General features: G+C 58.2%; 19 protein-coding genes. 16 read left to right on the top strand and 3 right to left on the bottom strand.

The window, feature by feature from the left end:
- Window positions 1-6: 6 nt before the first annotated feature.
- The 15 genes from ACWJ62_RS05120 (at window position 7) to ACWJ62_RS05190 (ending at window position 15,155) form a co-directional block, all read left to right on the top strand.
- Window positions 7-2,682: an HzsA-related protein gene (locus ACWJ62_RS05120; protein WP_449285204.1), complete on the top strand. Its 2,676-nt coding sequence runs from the start codon at window positions 7-9 to the stop codon at window positions 2,680-2,682.
- Window positions 2,683-2,704: 22 nt separating this feature from the next.
- On the top strand, window positions 2,705-3,457 hold the full coding sequence (locus ACWJ62_RS05125; RefSeq protein WP_449285205.1) for an SH3 domain-containing protein: 753 nt from the start codon (window positions 2,705-2,707) through the stop codon (window positions 3,455-3,457).
- Window positions 3,427-4,071 carry an outer membrane beta-barrel domain-containing protein gene (locus tag ACWJ62_RS05130; protein ID WP_449285206.1) on the top strand — a complete coding sequence of 215 codons (645 nt, stop codon included), beginning with the start codon at window positions 3,427-3,429 and terminating at the stop codon, window positions 4,069-4,071. The genes ACWJ62_RS05125 and ACWJ62_RS05130 overlap by 31 nt, the downstream gene beginning before the upstream one ends.
- A gap of 17 nt (window positions 4,072-4,088) precedes the next feature.
- Entirely contained in the window at window positions 4,089-4,586 is a 498-nt protein-coding gene (locus tag ACWJ62_RS05135) for a TlpA family protein disulfide reductase (protein ID WP_008174663.1), read from the top strand.
- Between the two features lie 18 nt (window positions 4,587-4,604).
- Window positions 4,605-4,841: a DUF4266 domain-containing protein gene (locus ACWJ62_RS05140; RefSeq protein ID WP_449285207.1), complete on the top strand. Its 237-nt coding sequence runs from the start codon at window positions 4,605-4,607 to the stop codon at window positions 4,839-4,841.
- A complete protein-coding gene (locus tag ACWJ62_RS05145) occupies window positions 4,828-5,988 on the top strand; it encodes a DUF3570 domain-containing protein (protein WP_449285208.1) in 1,161 nt (386 codons plus the stop codon). The genes ACWJ62_RS05140 and ACWJ62_RS05145 overlap by 14 nt, the downstream gene beginning before the upstream one ends.
- A gap of 19 nt (window positions 5,989-6,007) precedes the next feature.
- Entirely contained in the window at window positions 6,008-6,559 is a 552-nt protein-coding gene (locus tag ACWJ62_RS05150; RefSeq protein ID WP_449285209.1) for an AraC family transcriptional regulator, read from the top strand.
- Window positions 6,560-6,567: 8 nt separating this feature from the next.
- Window positions 6,568-8,514 (top strand): hypothetical protein, encoded by a 1,947-nt coding sequence (locus ACWJ62_RS05155; protein WP_449285210.1) that lies wholly within the window; start codon window positions 6,568-6,570, stop codon window positions 8,512-8,514.
- A complete protein-coding gene (locus ACWJ62_RS05160) occupies window positions 8,507-11,392 on the top strand; it encodes a tetratricopeptide repeat protein (protein WP_449285211.1) in 2,886 nt (961 codons plus the stop codon). Before ACWJ62_RS05155 ends, ACWJ62_RS05160 begins: the two co-directional genes overlap by 8 nt.
- Entirely contained in the window at window positions 11,379-11,948 is a 570-nt protein-coding gene (locus ACWJ62_RS05165) for a tetratricopeptide repeat protein (protein WP_449285212.1), read from the top strand. The genes ACWJ62_RS05160 and ACWJ62_RS05165 overlap by 14 nt, the downstream gene beginning before the upstream one ends.
- A 15-nt stretch (window positions 11,949-11,963) precedes the next feature.
- Window positions 11,964-12,269 (top strand): hypothetical protein, encoded by a 306-nt coding sequence (locus ACWJ62_RS05170; RefSeq protein WP_449285213.1) that lies wholly within the window; start codon window positions 11,964-11,966, stop codon window positions 12,267-12,269.
- A gap of 139 nt (window positions 12,270-12,408) precedes the next feature.
- Window positions 12,409-13,116, top strand: a complete 708-nt coding sequence (locus ACWJ62_RS05175; protein WP_449285214.1) for a MotA/TolQ/ExbB proton channel family protein — start codon at window positions 12,409-12,411, stop codon at window positions 13,114-13,116.
- Window positions 13,117-13,141: 25 nt separating this feature from the next.
- Window positions 13,142-13,654 carry an ExbD/TolR family protein gene (locus ACWJ62_RS05180; RefSeq protein ID WP_088556998.1) on the top strand — a complete coding sequence of 171 codons (513 nt, stop codon included), beginning with the start codon at window positions 13,142-13,144 and terminating at the stop codon, window positions 13,652-13,654.
- On the top strand, window positions 13,651-14,151 hold the full coding sequence (locus tag ACWJ62_RS05185) for an ExbD/TolR family protein (RefSeq protein ID WP_349518356.1): 501 nt from the start codon (window positions 13,651-13,653) through the stop codon (window positions 14,149-14,151). The genes ACWJ62_RS05180 and ACWJ62_RS05185 overlap by 4 nt, the downstream gene beginning before the upstream one ends.
- A gap of 2 nt (window positions 14,152-14,153) precedes the next feature.
- Entirely contained in the window at window positions 14,154-15,155 is a 1,002-nt protein-coding gene (locus ACWJ62_RS05190; RefSeq protein ID WP_449285215.1) for an AgmX/PglI C-terminal domain-containing protein, read from the top strand.
- 24 nt (window positions 15,156-15,179) lie between these two features.
- On the opposite strand, the gene ACWJ62_RS05195 is transcribed toward ACWJ62_RS05190, so the two are convergent.
- From ACWJ62_RS05195 to ACWJ62_RS05205, 3 genes are all read right to left on the bottom strand, one after another.
- Window positions 15,180-16,550 (bottom strand): sodium:solute symporter, encoded by a 1,371-nt coding sequence (locus ACWJ62_RS05195; protein WP_449285216.1) that lies wholly within the window; start codon window positions 16,548-16,550, stop codon window positions 15,180-15,182.
- A 99-nt stretch (window positions 16,551-16,649) separates the two neighbouring features.
- On the bottom strand, window positions 16,650-18,452 hold the full coding sequence (locus ACWJ62_RS05200; RefSeq protein ID WP_449285217.1) for a PHA/PHB synthase family protein: 1,803 nt from the start codon (window positions 18,450-18,452) through the stop codon (window positions 16,650-16,652).
- A gap of 9 nt (window positions 18,453-18,461) precedes the next feature.
- A complete protein-coding gene (locus tag ACWJ62_RS05205; protein WP_449285218.1) occupies window positions 18,462-18,794 on the bottom strand; it encodes a phasin family protein in 333 nt (110 codons plus the stop codon).
- A 143-nt stretch (window positions 18,795-18,937) separates the two neighbouring features.
- Between ACWJ62_RS05205 and ACWJ62_RS05210 the strand changes: the two genes are divergently transcribed.
- A complete protein-coding gene (locus tag ACWJ62_RS05210; protein WP_449285219.1) occupies window positions 18,938-19,258 on the top strand; it encodes a TraR/DksA family transcriptional regulator in 321 nt (106 codons plus the stop codon).
- The last annotated feature ends 6 nt before the right edge of the window (window positions 19,259-19,264 follow it).

A 19,264-nucleotide genomic window follows, 5' to 3' on the forward strand; every position in this document is an offset into this window, starting at 1 on the left:
CTCACGTTGGAAATTAAGTCGCCCAATCTAAACATCTCCCGCTGTGCTCGCCTGGCTATCGCACTCGGCTCGCTTGCTGTTCTGTCTGGCTGTCTTTCGAGCAGCGACAGTCAGCAGGCGGATCCGGTTGTCGTCGAGAACCCTGTGGCTTATGTCGAACGGGCTCTGCTTTTTGACGAAAACACCGGGGCCCTGGTCGAGGACAACCTGGCCGACCCGAGCGCTTTCCGCCCCGGAGCGCGGCTGTTTCTGAAGGCCAGTGCCACTGCAGACGCCGAGACGCGGGATATTGCCTCCAGAGCATTCGCGGGGCCGCAATTCCTCGATGACAGTGGCCAGTTGCGTTACGACGTGAAAGATCTCCACGTTTCCCACGACGGCTCCAGACTGCTTTTCGCCATGCGTGCGCCGGAAATCGAGGACGCAGACGACGAGGATCAGCCAACCTGGAATATCTGGGAATACGACGTTAGTACCGACATCCTGCGCCGGATCATCGATTCAGACGTCACTGCCCGGGCCGGGCAGGACGTTGCGCCAGCCTATCTGCCCGATGGCAGGATCGTTTTCTCCTCAACCCGTCAGCGGATTTCCAAGGCGGTGCTGCTTGATGAAGGCAAGCCCCAGTATTCCGGTCTGGACGAGGAGGGTGACAGCCCCGGGTTTGTTCTGCATGTGATGGACGACGATGGCCAGAACATTGAGCAGATCACGTTTAACCAGAGCCACGACCTCGACCCAATGGTGGCAGACGACGGCACCATCGTGTTCAGTCGCTGGGACAATGCGGGCCAGACCCGCAACAACGGTGTAAACCTCTATCGCGTGAACCCTGATGGCACCGGCCTGAGCTATCTCTACGGTCGGCACTCCCACGATTCGGTGCCGGAATCCAACGACATCCAGTATCTGCAGCCACGCAAATCAGACAGCGGTAATCTGCTGGTGCAGCTAAGGCCCTTCGAGACCGACGATTACGCGTCGGTCTTGGCGGAAGTGGATATTGAGCAGTTTGTTGAGGCGAATCTGCGCATTGATGGGACCGAAGGTTCTGGTCAGCGCTCGCTTGTGCCCGGTGTAGGCCTGGATGGGCAGCTGTCGCTGAAAGGCAGTTACGCATCGATTTCACCACTGCTTGATGGTACCAACCGCTACCTGGTCAGTTGGACACCCTGCCGGTTGCGTGAAACAGCGACCGACCGGATTGTGAACTGCACGGAAGATCGCCTGCAATCCGAAGACTATCAACCCGCAGAGCCCGTTTACGGTTTGTGGCTTCTGGATATCAACAGCGAAACCCAGCGGCCGGTGGTCCCGCCGGTAGAGGGCGTTCAGTTTGATGAGGCAGTCCTGATGAAGGAACGGCCCCTGGAAGGGTTCATTCCGGAATCTCAGTTCACGGGTGATGAGGGGGCCCTCGGCGATGCCGGCTACGGAGTTCTGCACATTCGCAGTGTCTACGATATTGACGGGTTGGACACCACACCGGCTGGTATTGCTGCAATGGCCGATCCGCTGCAAACGCCACCGGAGGATCGCCCAGCCAGATTCCTTCGACTGGAAAAGCCCGTGGCCATCCCCGATGAGAACGTCCGGGATTTCGACAACAGCGCCTTTGGCCGCAGCCGGGCTCAGCTAATGCGGGAGATACTGGGCTATGTGCCGATAGAGCCCGATGGTTCAGTGAAGGTGGCGGTGCCCGCCAATGTTGCTTTTGCCATTAGTATTCTCGATGAGAAGGGGCAGCGTGTTGGCGGCGCTATGGGCAACCGGCATCAGAACTGGCTCACGGTGCGCCCGGGCGAGACCCTCGAATGTTCAGGGTGCCATAACCCGAACAATCCGACACCGCACGGCAGACCAGATGCTGGCCCGGAACCTGTGTGGGGCGGGGCAGCAACTACGGGTACTGCGTTCCCCAATACCGACTCCAGTCTTTTTACCGACATGGGTGAAACCATGGCCGAGGTGTTCGCCCGCATCAACGAAATTCGTCGCCCGACGCCGGATGTGATCTATGCCGATGAGTGGTCCGGTGCTGTGGTAGACCCCAAACCAGAGGGTTTTGCATACGCCTACGCCGATCTGCAGACTCCGCCCCCTATATCCGGCGTTTGTGCCACCGACTGGGCGCCGAATTGCCGGATCGTGATTAACTACGAGCAGCATATTCATCCGCTGTGGAGCGTCAATCGGGAGGTTTTGGACCCGGACACCATGGCGGTCGTGGATGACTACACCTGTACCAGTTGCCATACCGACACCGATGCGGCAGACGCTCAGCAAGTGCCGGCTGGACAACTGGATCTGGGCGATGGCCCGTCACCCGATGAACCGCTACACTTCAACGCCTACAGAGAACTGCTCTTCCCGGACAGCGAGCAGGAACTCGTGAACGGCGCACTGATCGATGTGCTCGTGGACTCCGGGGAGGTTTTGAGGGACGAAGAAGGCAATCCCATTCTGGATGCCAACGGAGACGAGCAACCGATCCTGGTAACAGTGCCGGTGCAGGCCTCGATGTCCGTCAACGGCGCCGGTGCCAGTAGTTTCTTCGACGTATTCGCCGACGACGGTTCACACAGGGATTTCCTCTCGCCCGCCGAACTGCGACTGATCGCAGAGTGGTTGGATATCGGCGGCCAGTATTTCAACAATCCGTTCGACGCCCCGGAAGACTGATCCAAGGACTGAAACTCGCGCCATGCCCATCGCCATTCTTATGTTTCTTTTGTTCCTACCGACCCAGAGCTGGGCTGGCTGGCTGTGGGGGCAGGCCGAAGACGATGCATTGCAAGTGCAGGTAATGGAGCCCTATGTCTCCTGGCGAACCGGACCGGCAACGGGCTATCCGGTTTTTCATACCAGCGAAAAAGGGGAATGGCTGACCATTCTTCAGCGCAAGACAAGTTGGATCAAAGTGACGGATACCCGTGGCCGGGAGGGTTGGATAGCGGTTGCGGATATTGCACAAACGGTGGATGCCACGGGTAATCGTGTGGATCTTCAGGTGCCCGATTTTGAGTCCTTTGGAAGCCGGCGGGTGGAAGCCGGATTGATGATGGGAGAATTTGATGGTGCCGCTGTAACGGCAGGCTACGGCGGCTTCTGGATGACCCGGAACCTGTCCGCCGAGCTTTGGGCTTCTCAGATTCTGGGCAGCGCCTCGGAAATTCGAATGGTCAATGCGAATCTGGTGCATCAGCCATTTCCTGACTGGCGGGTATCTCCCTTTTTTACCCTCGGGGTCGGGCATATCTGGGTTGATCCCAAGGCCACTCTGGCTCAGCCCGAAGAGCGGGATAACAGTATTGGCCATGCAGGGCTTGGTATCCGCGCCTACATCACCGATCGATATTTCATCCGTGCCGAAGTGAAGGACTACAAAGTGTTCACTACCCGGTCCACCAACGAAGAAGCGACAGAATGGAAAATCGGACTAAGCATCTTTTTCTGAAAACGCTGTGCCTCGGGGCAGGGCTATGCGCAGCCGCGGCCGCCCAGGCCCAGGATGATCGGCCGCTGATCGAGCCGGATGTTACCCCGGTGCCGGTCACCGAGGCGCTGATTGACACCGAGAACTTTGAAATCGGCGCTTTTATGGGCGTGCTCAATATCGAGGACTTCGAGTCGTCGCTGCTGTATGGCGGCAAGCTCACCTACCACCTCAGCGAGTCCTTCTTTTTCGAGGCCGGAGTCGGCTTCGCGGAGGGCGGCGAAACAAGTTTCGAGAAGCTGGCCGGTAACGTCGAGGTGCTCACCGACAGTGAGCGGGATTACAGCTATTACAACATCAACCTGGGTTACAACGTGCTTCCGGGCGAGGCCTTCCTCACCGAGAACTATGCGTTCAACACCAATTTCTACCTGATCGCAGGTGCTGGCGCTACCGATTTTGCGGGAGATACCCGGTTTACACTGAATGCCGGTGCGGGCTATCAGGTTCTATTGACGGACAGCGTTGCAGTTCAGATTGGTGTGCGGCAGCACTATTACCGAATAGATGTTCTTGGGGCCGAGAAAACCTCCATGAACACCGAGGTCAGCACTGGCCTGTCGGTCTTTTTCTGATTACAGGAGCATTGTTTATGAAAGCATCCATAAAATCACTGGCGGTGGCGGGCGTCCTGGCCTGTCTTAGCCCCATGGCGGGCGCCGAGGCCATCAATGTGCCGGCCCCGGATTTCACTCTGGAGAGCCGTTCCGGCGAAAATCTGAGGCTGGAGGACCATCGTGGCGAAGTGGTGATGCTGAACTTCTGGGCGTCATGGTGTGGTCCCTGCCGCCAGGAAATGCCGCTGATGGATGAGCTGTACAGCCAGTACAAGGATCTCGGCTTCACGATTCTGGCGGTCAATGTGGATGAAAATCGGGAAGAGGCTCATCGCTTCCTGGACAAGGTGCCCGTGAATTACCCGATTCTCTACGATCCGGAGAGTTCGGTGAGCGAGCTTTATGAAGTGCAGGCCATGCCAACGACCGTGATGATCGATCGCGATGGTAATGCCCGGTATCTCCACTACGGCTATCAGCCGGGTTACGAAGACGAGTACGAACAGCAGATTCGCGAGCTGGTGCGCGAGTAATTTTCGGACGGAACGTTTATGCGTAATTTGTCGATCGTCACTGCCTCTGCTCTTTTGGTCGCGACCTTCACGATCTCTGGATGCAGCTCAATCAAGCCGTGGGTGAAACCCTATGAACGGGATAATCTGGCGGATCCGGTCATGAGTCTCAGCCGTCATGGCAAAGCCGATTCCTACATGCATCACGTCTATCAGTCCCGGGAGTCTGCGCGGGGAGCAGAAGGCGGTTCTGGGGGTGGTTGTGGCTGTAACTGACGGCAAAAGGTTAGTGCGCTCCGCTTGCGTTCTGTTCGCGCTGATGGTGATCGGGCAACAGGCGATTGCGGCGACCTTGCCAGTGGATAACGTGGATGTTCTCTACCACCGCTATGATGGCGGTGGCATGGTCATTGACGGCCCATCAGTTCTGGTGCGCAAGGGTATCGGCTCCCAGGTTTCGTTTTCCGGCCAGTACTATGTCGACTCCGTTTCGGCTGCCTCGGTAGACGTTCTGGCCACGGCGAGCCCCTATGAGGAAGAGCGCAACGAGTACACCTTCGGCGTCGATTACCTGCACGATAAATCCATTCTGAGCCTGGGCTTCACCAACAGCACCGAAAACGACTATGAAGCCAATACCGTTTACTTCTCGCTCAGCCAGGAGTTTTTCGGAGGGATGTCCACAGTAACCATGGGCTATGCCAGCGGCTGGGACGAAGTGGGCCGGGTTGGTAACGATTCCTTCAGCGAGGAAGCCGATCGTCGGAACTATCAGCTTGGACTGAGCCAGGTCGTCACCCGCAACAGTCTGGTAGGCCTGGATCTTGAGGTGGTTACGGATGAGGGCTTCCTGCAGAACCCTTACCGACAAAACCGCTACATCGATCCCAACGATTCCACGGCGTTCCTGTATCAACCGGAGCGTTATCCGGAAACCCGAACCAGTACCTCCGTGGCTCTGCGCGCCCTTTACTATCTGCCGTATCGCGCCTCAATACGCGGTGAATACCGCTATTTTTCCGATACCTGGGGCATCAACGCCCATACGGTCGAGCTGGGATATGTGCACGGGTTGAACCAGCACTGGACCCTTGAGGGTTCCATTCGTTACTACAGCCAGAGCGAGGCGGACTTTTACAGCGATCTTTTCCCATTCGAGAACTCCCAGACACACCTGGCCCGTGACAAGGAACTCAGCTCCCTTTCCGGGACAACCCTGGCGGTGGGCGCGGTGTACGAATGGAAGCAGACGTCGCTTCCCGGGATCGATCGCCTGCAGTTCAGCTTACTGGTGGACTGGCTGAATTTTGAATATGACAACTTCCGGGATGTCACCGCAGCCGGGGATTTTCTCCCTGGCGAAGAACCCCTTTATTCCTTCGATGCCTACGTAACCCGGGCGTCGTTGATTCTTGAATACTGAGCATGCAGGAAGAACGACCATGGCCACTTGCTTGACCCATCGATTTCCGGCGTTTTTGGCGGCACTGACCCTCGCTTTAACAGCCTCCGCTTTTGCCCAGACGGATCCTGAGGCGCAGACCGATGACTCCGCAGTCGCCGAGCAGGTGGAGGCGCTCAAAAAGAAGGTGATCCGCCTGAACCGGGATCTGTTTATCCTCGAGGAGGATCTGCTGTTTCCGGCCAATACCCAGGTCGCGGTGTTTCTAAGCGTTGATGCCGGGAAGTTTCTGAAGCTGAATGCGGTCAAACTGAAAGTCGACGACGAGATTGTTGCTTCCCACCTGTATACGGAGCGACAGGTGACCGCCCTGGAGCGCGGCGGCATGCAGCGGCTATACGTCGGCAACCTGAAAACCGGAGTCCATGAGATGACGGCGTTCGTTGAAGGGATCGGGCCGGATCAGCGGCCATACAAGCAGGCGGCCTCCCTGGAGTTTGAGAAGGGCACTGGAACAGCCGCTCTGGAAATCCGTGTTGAAGATCGCTCCTCCAACTACCAACCCTCCGTATCCATCGTGGAGTGGGAGTAAGCCGCGTCGTGGGATTGAAAGCAAGCCAGCCGTCAGTTCGACGCCCGTTCATTTACGCGGGTGCCCTACTGTGGCTGATGATGATAGCCCCGGTCCATGCCGACGAGGCGCAACCCGAGCGGGCGAAGGACCTTCGTTATGGTTGGGCGCTGTACGAATACCATCAGGGTAACGCCTTCGAGGCTCTGACCCAGCTGGCCGTGGCGCGCGAACGGGGCGGCATCGAAGGACACGGAGATCATCCGGCTCTCGTCGAGGGCGGGCTCATGCTGTCCTGGGGGATGACCCGAGAGGCGAGCAGGTTGTTTAGGCAGCTACTCGGGGCCGATGGCGCCGGCAGTAATCTGTCCCCTGATGTTCGCAACCAGGCCTGGTTCTATCTCGGTAAGGTGTTCTACCTCGAGGGGAATCAGGCGCTCGCACGTGAGAACCTCGATCGTGTCGATGGCGAGATACTGGCCGAGGCCGACCACGATCTTTTTCGCGAATGGATTTATCTGCGCTCCCGGCTGGTCATGATGTCTGCCCGCCCTGATGATGAACCCGAACTGGCTTCGCTTAGGGAGCAGCTGGACGAAACGGACATCTGGTCCCTTTACCTCCGGTACAATTCAGCGGTCTCCGCTCTCGATGCGGCAGACGGAGTTGCCGCCGAAGAGGAACTGAAAAAGCTCATCGCCATCCTCGACGAGTCCATTGACTCCGTCGAGCCAGATGCCGAACGGGAGGGCCTGCTGGGCCGCGCTCGCCTCTCGCTTGCGGGTCTGTATCTGCGTGATAACCAGTTTGAGGCAGCTCTGGAGGTCCTGGGAGCCATGCCCCTGACCGGAGTGTTCGCCGATCAGGCTCTCTTTGACTACGCCGTTGCCGCGGCGGGCCAGGGCAGGCCGGAGAGGGCACTCGACGCCCTTGATACTCTCGCGAGCCGTGATCTGTTTTTGCCCTGGCGCCAGCAGGTTCCCTTTGCCCGGGCCTATGTTCTTGAGCAGATGAATACTCCGCAGCGAGCATTGCCCGCGTTTAAACAGGCAGCCGACCATTACGAGGCCCGTATCAAGGAGCTCGACAATATCCGGGATCGGCTCAATGAAGAAAATCTGATGGCCCAGCTCGAGTTCAGCCGTGACAGCGACGGGATTCTCACAGATTCCTATGGGCGGCTGCGCGTGCAGCCCGTCGATTCTGGTATGGCGGAAGTGCTGGCTTCGGAGACGTTCCAGCAGGCGCTTGCTGAATTGAACGAACTCTACCGAATGCAGTCCTTCATCGCCGAGCGGCAGTCCAGGTTCGAATCGTTCCGGATCATGCTGGAGACCCGTGAGCAGCAACGGCAGATTCGTATTGCCGAGACCCGTAGGGCCCTCGAAACCCAACAGGCAGACCAGTGGCAGCAGTTGCATGGGGGCTTCACGGACAGGATTTCCTCGGCGCTGGCAGACGAGGATGCGGGGTTCTTCATGACCTCGCAACAAAAGGCGCTCAGAGACAAGCTCGATGAGGTTGAGGAAACTCTGGCGGATTTGCCCGACGACGCGACGACCTCCAGCCAGCGTGCGACCTATCGACGGATGCGTGCCTACTTCGACTGGTGGATTGCGGATGACTATGGAATCAATCGCTGGGCGGCGCAAAAACAGCTCATGCAACTGGATCGCGAGATGGAGCGCTTTCAGGCCCAGCGGCAACGGGTTGAAAGCCTGATGGCCGATGATGCCCGCCATGCGGAACTGGCTCGGCGCATCGCTGCCAGCGAACGGGAGCTCGCGACCCTTGGAACAGAGGTGTCCGAGGCATTAGGCAGTGCCCGGCAAATACTCCTGGCTCAGGTCGACGGGATGCTGGCGGCCCAGCAAAAGGAGCTTAATGGATACTTGCTGGCCTCGCGCCACGCCCAGGCGAGGCTGGCAGACCAGTTGTTCCGCGCATCGCAAAATGCAGGTGCCGGTGATGAATAATCGGATGGCCGGTAAGACTGTCAAAGGCCTTCTCATTGTTGGGGCCCTTGTAATGGCCAGTGGCTGCCAGATGTTGCAGTCGATGATGCCTGCCGGTGGCGAAGAAATGCCGGGAGTCCGTGAGGGCACTCTGGCTGCGCTTCCGGCGATCGAAACGCGGCAGGAAAGTCCAGATGTAGAGGCCGGCAGCGGCCCCGCGGAAGATGTTTCCATTGAAACAGTGATGGACAGCTACAAGGCGCTCTTCCCACTCGTAGAGGATCCCCGGAAGCAGGTTACCATCAGACATCGGTTGGCCGATCTGGAATTCCAGCGGGCGGAGCGGAAAATGGCGGATACGGCTGTCGATGAACTTTCCGGAGCCATCGATGCCTACCAGCGTCTTCTGTCGGAATACCCAGAGCGCGAGGGCAATGACCAGATCTATTATCAGCTTGCCAGAGCCTGGGAGCTTAGGGGTGCGACACCCGAGCAGCTCGATGCCCTGAATACACTGGTCCGCCGCTACCCGGATTCGGAATACTGGATTGAGGCCCAATTCCGCCGCGCCGATCTTTTGTTTATCGATGGCCGATACCGGGAAGCGGAGCAGGCCTTCGACGAGGTCACCCTCGCCAGCCAGGAACGCAGGGCCGATGCCTCGTTCCTGGTGAACGCGCATTACATGAAAGGCTGGAGTCTGTTTAAGCAGGCGCAATACCAGGAAGCGCTCTTCAGTTACGTAGAAGTGCTTGATCTTGTGATGCCTGAGGGGCAGCCGGTGGCGGACGTGGATCAGCGGAGCCAGACGCTGATCGAGGATCTGTTCAGGGTAGTAGGGCTGTCCCTGTCGTACCTTGACGGAGCGGAAACCCTCCAGGCGCTTTTCCGCCAAACGGGTGGTCGCCCATACGAAATACTGGTCTACGACCGCTATAGCGAGCTATTGCTCGAGAGAGAGCAATACAGTGATGCCATCGATGTCTTCGAGGCTTACATAGAAGACCATCCGGCGAGTCCCTGGGCGCCGCGCTACCACATCCGGATCATCGATACCCTTGAGCTGGCCGGTTTCACCCGTACGATCCCTGAACGAAAGGCCGGCTTTGTCAGCCTTTACGGAATTTACAGCGATTACTGGCAGTCAGCGGGCCCCGACGCGATTGGCTTTATCGAGCAACAACTGGAACAACTGTTGCCGGAACTGGCGGACCGCCAGTACCTGCTGGCAGGAGAGGCGACGGATGATCAGCAGGCGGACGATCATTACCGCAATGCCGCCAGTTATTACGCCGAATTTGCGGCTACCTTCCCGGACCATCCCCGCACACCCGAGCGTCTGTTCCTTCTGGGTGAGACTTATCTGGAGCTGGAAGACTGGCCGGCAGCAATCGCAGCTTTCGAACGCGTGGCCTATGACTACCCTGAGGACGCTGTGGCCGAGCGGGCAGCTGAAGCCGGGTATGCCTCGGTACTGGCATTCCGTGAGTACTCGAAAACCTGGGAGAGTGAACCGGTATCGGAGTGGATGGCCTATCAGGAGCTGCAACAACTGAACCGGCTGCGGTTTGCAAATGCGTTCCCCGGCGACGCCCGGGCACCTGCGGTGTATTACATTGCGCTGCAGCGTGAATTTGACCTGAACAACTGGGAAGAGACCGTCAATATGGCGGCGCGACTTGTTACCTGGCAGCCCACTCCTCCGGCTGAATTGACGACGGAAGCTTTGCTGTTATCCGGGCACAGCCTCTCCGAACTGGCCCGATACGCCGAGGCGGAACAGGCTTATCGTGACGCCCTCGCAACAATGGCCGAAGACGATGAACGCAGAAGCGGCGTGCGTGAAAATCTGGCCGCCGCGGTCTATCGACAGGCGGAGCAGTTAGCTGATGCCGGAGATGTGGAGGCTGCGGTGAGCGAATTCCTGCGAGTCGGCACGGCCGTTCCAGAATCCGCTCTGCGGGCAAACGCCGAATACGATGCTGCCTCGCTTCTTATCACTGCCAATCTTTGGGAGCAGGCCATCGGTGTGCTGACCAGTTTCAGGCGGTCTTTCCCGGACCACGAGCTGATTGACACAGTCCCTGCAAAACTGGCGTTGGCCTACCGTGAAACTGAGCAGTGGGAGCGAGCCGCCGACGAACTCCAGCAAATGGTATCCCTCGCTAAAACGCCGGAAGAGCGAAGGGAAAATCTGTTGATTGCAGCAGAGCTCTACGATCAGGCCGGTAACCGGGAAAAGGCGATTGATACCTGGCGAAATTACGCCAACAGCCACCCCGAGCCGACGGACGTCTACATGGAAGCGGCCAATCGGCTGGCTGAGCTCTATCAGGAAGACGGGGATGCCGAAAGCAGGGATTACTGGTTGCGAAAGCAGATGGAAACGGTGGACCGGGACCCGGACGCCGCGGACGATCGCATGCGGTACCTTGCGGCGTCAGCCTCTGCAATCCTCGCCCGCGATGCCCTTGCCCGGTATGACAGCATCAGGCTGACTTTGCCACTCAACCAGAGTATGACAGCGAAGACCAATGCACTTGAAAGAGCGGTCAACGCTTACAAGAAGACGGCCAGCTATGGCCTTTCATCGTTTGCAACCGAAGCCGGTTACCAGATCGCCCACATCTATGCGCGCCTGGGTGCCGATCTCATGGACTCGGAGCGGCCCACCGGATTGAGCGAGCTTGAACTCGCGCAGTACGAGCTTCTCCTGGAAGAGCAGGCCTACCCGTTTGAAGACAACGCCATCGACATCCACGAGCAGAATATCCGGCGGGCCCGGGAGGGCATTTTCGATGAATGGGTCAAACGCAGCTACGAGGCCTTGAAAGCCCTGTTGCCCGGACGTTACCGGAAAGAAGAAGTTACCCAGGGGGTTGTCTATGAGCTCGATTAAGGCCTGCGGACTCTGTCTTTTCGTGATGTTGTCGCTTTCAGGGTGTGTGACGGCGCCGGCGCCGCCGGAGTCTGAGGCAGAAGTTGAGCAGGCTGCACTGGAAGCGTCATTCGCCAAGGCCGTGAGTGCCATGGAGGAGGGAAGTCTTGCCGAAGCAAAAACCCGGTTCGAGCAACTGGCGAGCGACTATCCCGGAAAAGCCGGCCCCATGGCCAACCTTGGCATTATTGCTTTCCAGGAAGAGGATACCGAGACCGCGAAAAGTTGGTTTGAACGCGCGCTGGCGGTGAGTCCTGAACATGTCCAGGCGTTGAATCATCTGGGAGTGATTGCCCGGAGCGCCGGAGAATTCGATGAAGCAGAACGGTATTATCGCGCGGCACTGTCTGCTGATCCGAATTACGCGCCTGCGATCCTTAATCTGGCCTTCCTGCTTGATATCTACCTGGGTAAACCTGCCGAGGCGGTTGACCTTTATGAGCGTTATCAGTCGGCGGCCAGCGAGCCGCACCCCAGACTGGAAGACTGGATCTTCGATGCCAAAAACAGAATCTGATGTGGACTATGTGATATGAAACGTCTTGCGCTGATCGCTCTGGCAGTTTCCGCGCTGTTGCCCACGGCGCCGATGGTCTTCGCCCAGGACGCCCCGGGTGTGGTTACTATTGAGGGCACGCGAATCCGTGGTGATCAGGAAGTGCCCACGGTGATGTATCTGGTGCCCTGGCAGCCACCGGAAGTGGACGAGTTGCGTGCGCCAGAAGAGCGCCTGATGGTTGATCAGGGCCTTCGGCCACTGGAGCGCTATGAGTTCCAGCGTTTTATCAAGTATCACGAAGCGTTCATCAAACAGACCCAGGCCAACACAGGGCAGTAGAGTGTGATGCCTGTCACGTCCTGAGTGTGTTCCTGCGCAAGATTAAACAAACCCTCACACAGACTTTCGCGAACTTACCCTTGCAGGGGAGTGACGCGCTTAAACTGATCTGAAAACCGGACCATGGAGTGCCCAGAAAATGATCGATACCGCCGTTCGCTTCTTCCAGGAAGGTGGCTTTTTTATGTTTCCGATTGCTGTTGTGCTGATTGTCGGACTCATTGTTGCCATTGAACGTTACGTTTACCTTTCCGCCCAGAAACTGACCAACCGTCGGGACTTCAACCGCCTGCATCAGATGATCGCCAAGCGTGACCTGAAGGGCGCCCTGAACTACACCCAGGAATCCGGTAGTGCCATGTCGACCATGATCGGCTTCGGCCTCCAGCGCCTGGCCCGCCGCCAGGGTCGTGAAGAGATCGAATACGCGATGGAAGAGGGGTTGCTGGATGTGATGCCGCGGTTGGAAAAGCGCACCCAGTATCTGGCAACGCTGGCCAACATTGCCACGCTGCTTGGTCTGCTGGGTACCATTATCGGGTTGATTGCAGCGTTTACGGCGGTAGCTGCAGCGGATCCGGCCCAGAAGGCGAGCCTCCTGTCCCAGAGTATCTCGGTTGCTATGAACACCACCGCCTTCGGCCTGATGTCTGCTATTCCAATGCTGCTGATCCACTCACTGCTGCAGACCAAGACCAATGAGATCGTCGACAGCTTTGAGATGGCGGGCATCAAGGTCCTGAACCTCCTCAGCGATGGTTCCGGCAGTAAGACCGGAGCTCAACCACAGGGACAGAATGCCGCTGCGCCGGCACAGGTAGCGACTCCGGCCGGTAGCCCGGCCTGATAACCAGCCAGAAGGATGTCAGGCCATGAGACGGAAACATCGTCGCCTACAAAGTGAGGCCGATCTCGACATCACGCCCTTCATGAACCTCATGATTGTGCTGGTGCCGGTACTGCTGCTGAATATGGTGTTCGCCCACACCAGCGTTCTGGAACTCAACTTCCCGACCGGTGAGAGCCTGTCGGCCGAGCAGGCGGAAGAGCTGCAGATCCAGGTGGTGATCTATGAGGATCGCCTGGTCGTTGCGGACAACCAGGGCGGCGTTATCAAGAATATCCCCCAGCGCGAGGGCGAGTATGATTTCGTTCTGCTCAAGGATGTCATGAAGGAAATCAAGAGCCGTGTGCCGGACAAGAAGGATGTCATTATTATGCCGTCCCGGCAGACGTCCTATCAGTCTCTGGTCTCGGTAATGGACACGGTGCGCTCATACGAGGCGGTGGTGGCTGGTAGTGTGGTGGAAGCGGAGCTGTTCCCAGAGATCTCTCTCGGCGATGCGCCCGCCCAGCCTTCGGGATCCGCGGAGGTGAGTTCATGAAAGAATCTGCCAAGGCCCGCCGCCAGAAACGCCATTACCGGCGCAATAAAAGCCAGGGAAAGATGAACCTGGTCTCGTTGATGGATATCTTCACCATCCTTGTGTTCTTCCTGATGGTGAACTCCTCCTCCGACGTACAGGTATTGAACCAGAACAACACCATCAAACTGCCGGATTCCACCGCTCAGCAACCTCCTGGTGATGTCTTGGCCCTGACCGTCACGGACCGGGATATCCTGGTAAACGGTCGGCTGGTCGTGAAACGCGACGCGTTCCAGACGTTTGACGGACAGGTGGAGCCTTCCCTGAAGCAGGAACTGGACTATCAGGCCAGTCGCTCGTCGGCACCTGCGCCGGATGCGGGGCGACCCATTACCATTCTTGCAGACCGCGAATTGCCCTATGAGCTGCTGAAAAAAATCATGTCCACCTGTGTGGATGCCGGTTACGCCAGTATTTCCCTGGCGGTTAATCAGCGTGCGGAACAGGGAGCCTGATCATGATGGATTATCGGTACGGATTGCCCTGGAATCAGGAGCGTGGTGAACGTAGGCGGTTGTTGGTCGCCGCTGTTTTTGTGGTGCCATTATTCCTCGTATTTGCAGGTTATGTCAGCTGGATAGAGCTGCCAGAACGTGACAGGCAGGAACAGGAAGCCCTGCCGCCTCAGCTGGCCAAGCTGATCATCGAGAAAAAGGAGCCGCCAAAACCGGTGTTGCCCGAGCCGGAGCCCGAACCGCCGAAGCCTGAGGAGAAGCCGGTGGAACAGGCTAAACCTGAGCCCAAGCCGGAGCCGGTTCCTGAACCGGTGATGCCGGAACCCGAGCCGGAGCCTCAGGTAGCCGAAAAACCGGAGCCCAAGCCAGAACCCAAGCCCGAAGAGGTCGCCAAGGCGCGGGAAAAGGCAAAGAACACCGGTATTCTGGCAATGGGAAACGAACTGAAGAAACTCAGTTCGCTGGCGGAGTCGGTCAAGCTGGATGGCCCGGTTGCCAATACAGCGGAGCCTATTGCCCGCAAAACCGGTGATACTTTGGCCTCCCGCGCAACAGCGAGCGCGAAGAGCAGTGGGGTGAACGAGGAAGTGCTCAATCGGGAGGCCGGTCAGGTTGCTCTGGCCGAGCGCCAGCGCGCGGAAGTTGCGGAAGCAGAGAGGGTTGCTGCGGTCAAAGAGGCAGCACGCAAGGAACAGCAGGAAACCGCTGCCAGAACCCGGAGCAAGGAAGAGTTGCGCCGGACCATGGATGCCAATAAATCCGCCATCTACAGCATCTACAACCGGGAGCTTCGGCGCAAACCATCGCTGCAGGGAAGTATTACCCCGGAGTTGGTTATTGAGCCGAACGGTGCGGTATCGAGTTGCTCGGTGGTGGAATCTACACTCAATGAGCCAGCACTGGAGAGCAAGATCTGCAATCGTCTGAGGCTGGTAGATTTCGGGGCCCGACCGGGCGTTGACCAAACCAAGATCCGTTATCCGATAGAATTGCTGTCCAGCTAAAGAGCTGGACAGCAAGGATGCCGCTTAGCGTTTCCGGGTCGTGGCCGCGACCACGACCACGACACTGACCAGTCCGGAGCCCGCCAGGGCACCAACGAAAGGCATCAGGGTGGGAATGCTGCCGGGGAAGCTTGCAGCTTCCAGGCCGGCTATCAGGCTGCCACCGGAAATCCATCCGGGCAGAATCGCCCCGAAAAGTCCCGCCAGACAGCCCAGGATCGCCGCCCTCGTGGATATTTTTCCCCAAAGCCCCATCAGTACAGGCAGAACCGCCGTGGCGCAAAGCAGGTCGGCGATCAAAAATAGCCGCAGTACGGAAATCCCCTGAAGTGCCACCAGAACCACAGGAATCATCAGCAGCACGGTAAACCATCGGGCACTGACAATGGACAACCCCTGTTTTTCGGTAACCGCCAGGGAAGCGAGCGCATTCTGCAGGGTATCCACCGAGGAAGCGACCAGGGTGATGGCCAGGATCAGGGCCGGTAAAGCCAGCCAGGCCGGGGCATCCGCGAGCAAGGCAAAGAAGGGGATTGGCGGGCTGCCAAGGTCGGCGCCGCTCATGGCCGCCAGTATTCCCAGCCCGCCAACCACAGCGACAACGGCGATGGTAACCACGCCGCCCAGCAACGCTCCGCGGCTCAGAGCGTCCGTATCGCGAGCCGACCATAAACGCTGCCAGTATCCCTGGTGGAACAGGTTGGCGGCGGTGACAGCAATCACCAGGGTCAGCGCCACGCTCAGGGCCGCCGACGCGGGGATATCCGGCAGGGCTGCGGGTGCTGCGTCCGGCAGCTTGCCTACGGCAACAAAACTGACGATAGCCAGCAAGCCAATCAGTAACAGCGCCTGCCATTGGTCGGTGACGATGCTGGCCCTGAGACCACCGACAGCGGTGTACACCAGTGTGGTTATGGCAACGCCAATGACCACAACGCCGCCGTCGATACCGGAAAGCAACGACGTTATGGCACCAATGGCAGTGAGCTCCGCGGTGAGAAAGCAAAGCATATAGAGCACCGAGATCATCGAAACGTAGCGACGTACGCCATTGCCATAACAGGCGTTGGCAAACTCGCCGATGCTGCGTCCCTCGGGCAGGAAGCGGCGAATAGCGGGGCCACAGAAGGCGAACACGATAAACGGCAACGCGGCACCCAGGGCATAGCCAGCCAGAGCCAGCGGGCCGACCAGTGCGCCCACCTCAGGCGGGGCAAACAGAATCCAGCCGCCCATGCCGGAGGCGAGGAAAGAAAGTCCGAGGGCCCTGGCTCCCTGACTGTTCCTTGCCGTTACATAGTCATCCAGTCCGCCGTCGGCGAGACGGGCTCTTAGTCCGAGCCAGGCAAACAGGATCATGGCGACCGCAATCGCCGCGAGAGTGGTATAAAACATCGGGAGGTTCTCCGCCGTTCATCGAGCGGGCAATAGTGCCACAACGGCGGAGGCGGGGCGAGATCCGGTGGCCCGCAGGAACGCGGGCCACCCAGAGGTCTACTGCTTCAGAGCCTCCGAAGCTTTGACTTTGACGTAGCTGCCGGGTGCGTCCTCAATCGCAGGAAGTTTCCCTTCGCCGGGGATGCGAGCATCCACGTCGCCGTCTGAAAAGCGAGCAATCCATTCGAGCCAGTGGGGCCACCAGGATCCCGGATGGTGTTCGGACCCCTCGAACCAGGCGTCTGCATCCGGCACCAGGGTGTCATTGGTCCAGTAGCCGTACTTTTCCTTGTAGGGCGGGTTGATTACGCCAGCGATATGTCCGGAGCCGGAGAGCACAAAGCGGACATCACCGCCGTGGGCCAGCGCCCCTTTGTAGGTAGTTTTCCATTTAGCGATGTGATCCTGTCTGGCGGACAGGAAAAAAGAGGGCACATCGATTTCGGACAGATTGATGGACTCGCCGAGCAGGCTCAGGGAGTCTGGCTGTACCAGACGATTGTTGAGGTACATCTGGCGCAGATAGTAACTGTGCATTCGTGCTGGCAGGTTGGTGCCATCGGTGTTCCAGTACAGCAGGTCAAAAGCCGCAGGCTTCTGGCCTTTGAGGTAGTTATTGGTCCAGAACGACCAGAACAACTCGTTTTCCCTCAACAGGTTAAACGTGAACGCCATAGCGCGACCGTCCAGGTAGCCCTTGCGCTCCAGCATTTTCTCAATGCCCCGGATCGAGTGATCGTTGATGAAGACACCGATTCCGCCAGGGTCGGAGAAGTCCAGAAGTGTCGTCAGGTAGGTAGCACTGGCTACCGGATTACGGCCTTTTTTCTTGAGCCAGGCCAGTGTTGAGCCCAGCAGGGTGCCACCGATGCAATAGCCGATCACATTCATCTGATCTTCGCCGGTGGCTTCGGTAACCGCATTCATGGCAGCCAGTGGCCCGAGTTCCATGTAGTCTTCCCAGCCTTTGTCCCGCAGGGAGGGCCCGGGATTTCGCCAGGAAATAATAAAGACAGTCTGTCCCTGGTTGACCAACCACTGGATAAAGGAGTTCCTGGCGGTGAGGTCCAGGATGTAATACTTGTTGATCCAGGGCGGAACAATCAGCAACGGGCGTTTGCTGACGGTTTCTGTTGTTGGCGAGTACTGGATCAACTGCATCAGTTCGTTCTGGAACACGACCTTGCCCGGGGTGGTTGCCAGGTTACGTCCTACCTCAAAGGCAGAGCGATCGGTCATCCCAACATTGAACAAGGAAGGATTCTGGCGCAGGTCTTCGATCAGCTGCCGTCCACCGTCGATCAGGTTCATCCCTTTGCGCTCCCAGGTAATCCTGAGCACTTCCGGATTCGTGGCGGGGAAATTCGACGGCGACAGTGCGCTGGTCAGGTGCCGGGCGTAGAACAGCATCTGGTCCCGTCCTGCCGGGGGAATCCCTTCCATGCCGGCCGCCCAGTTCAGAAAGGCCTGTGAGTTGATCAGATAGGCCTGGTGGAGAACATCAAAAGGCAGATGCTTGTGCCAGTCCTCGGCCTGGAAACGTCGGTCGTCGGGCTCTGGTTCGACAACGGGCTTCTTGTCCTTGCCCACGAGCCGGGCAAGGGTGTAATACCCCAGCGCGGAATGTTTGCGGGCAAGATCGAGTTCCGCTCCTGCAAATCGGAGCGGGTGGAGTAGCAGGTCCTCCGCCATCGTGCGGTAGGCATCGGACATTTCCGTTATCGTGGAGAGCGTTGCAGCATCCAGGACGCCTGCATCTCCCAACGCTTTCTCCAGTTGTTGCTGTCCCTTACGGACGTTGGTTTCGAAGCCGTTGACGAGCTGACCAACGGCTTTCCCGAGCGTATCCAGACCGAACATGACTATCCCTTATTTGGCGGTTTTCGGGCCGGCTTTGGCCGATGCCTCAGGTGCTTTCTCGAACACCTTCTGAATCTGCTCCCTGCTTTCGTTGAAGTAATCCTGCCAGGCTTTCCAGTCTGCGGTGAACTGCTCGCTCAGTGATTTCAGGGTTTCCGCCTGGTCGCCGGTCACGCTTTTCAGGCTCTCCAGATCGCGGACCTCGGACACCTTTTTAGCCTGCTCCATGGTGACATCGGCATAACGTCGGAAGGCGTTCATCTGCATTTCCGCAGCCTTGCCAAACTGCTCGAACAGGGTCTCGTTCAGGCGGGTCGCTTTTTCGAAAAGCTCGGTGTTCATGGTCACAACTCCTTTGCGTACAGGTTTGATGGAATTCTATTCTGCCTCATCCTGCGTGACGCAATTTTGACAAGCATCAATCCCGGGTTCAGCTTATGCTTTACTGTAGGAACATGTTTTCCCGGCAAGGCAGGAGGCGCCATATGACTGACCGGAAATCCGAACTTGAAACACTGAGAGCCGACCTGACGGCCAGGCTTTCCCGTTATGAGGCGCATCAGCATCGGGAAGGGGGCGCGTTAGACAAGGATTTCGAGGAGCAGGCTACCCAGACCCAGAACGACGAAGTGGTCGACTCGCTGGAAACCGAAACCCGTTCTGAACTCGCTCAGATTGAACATGCACTGGCTCGGATCGATAACGGCGTGGGCGACCAATGCGAATCCTGCGGCGAGGCCATCGACCCACGCCGCTTGCAGGTTCTGCCGTATACCACGGTTTGCGTGGACTGTGCCGCAGACTGAGTGACA

The sequence above is a fragment of the Marinobacter sp. PE14 genome (assembly GCF_053566155.1).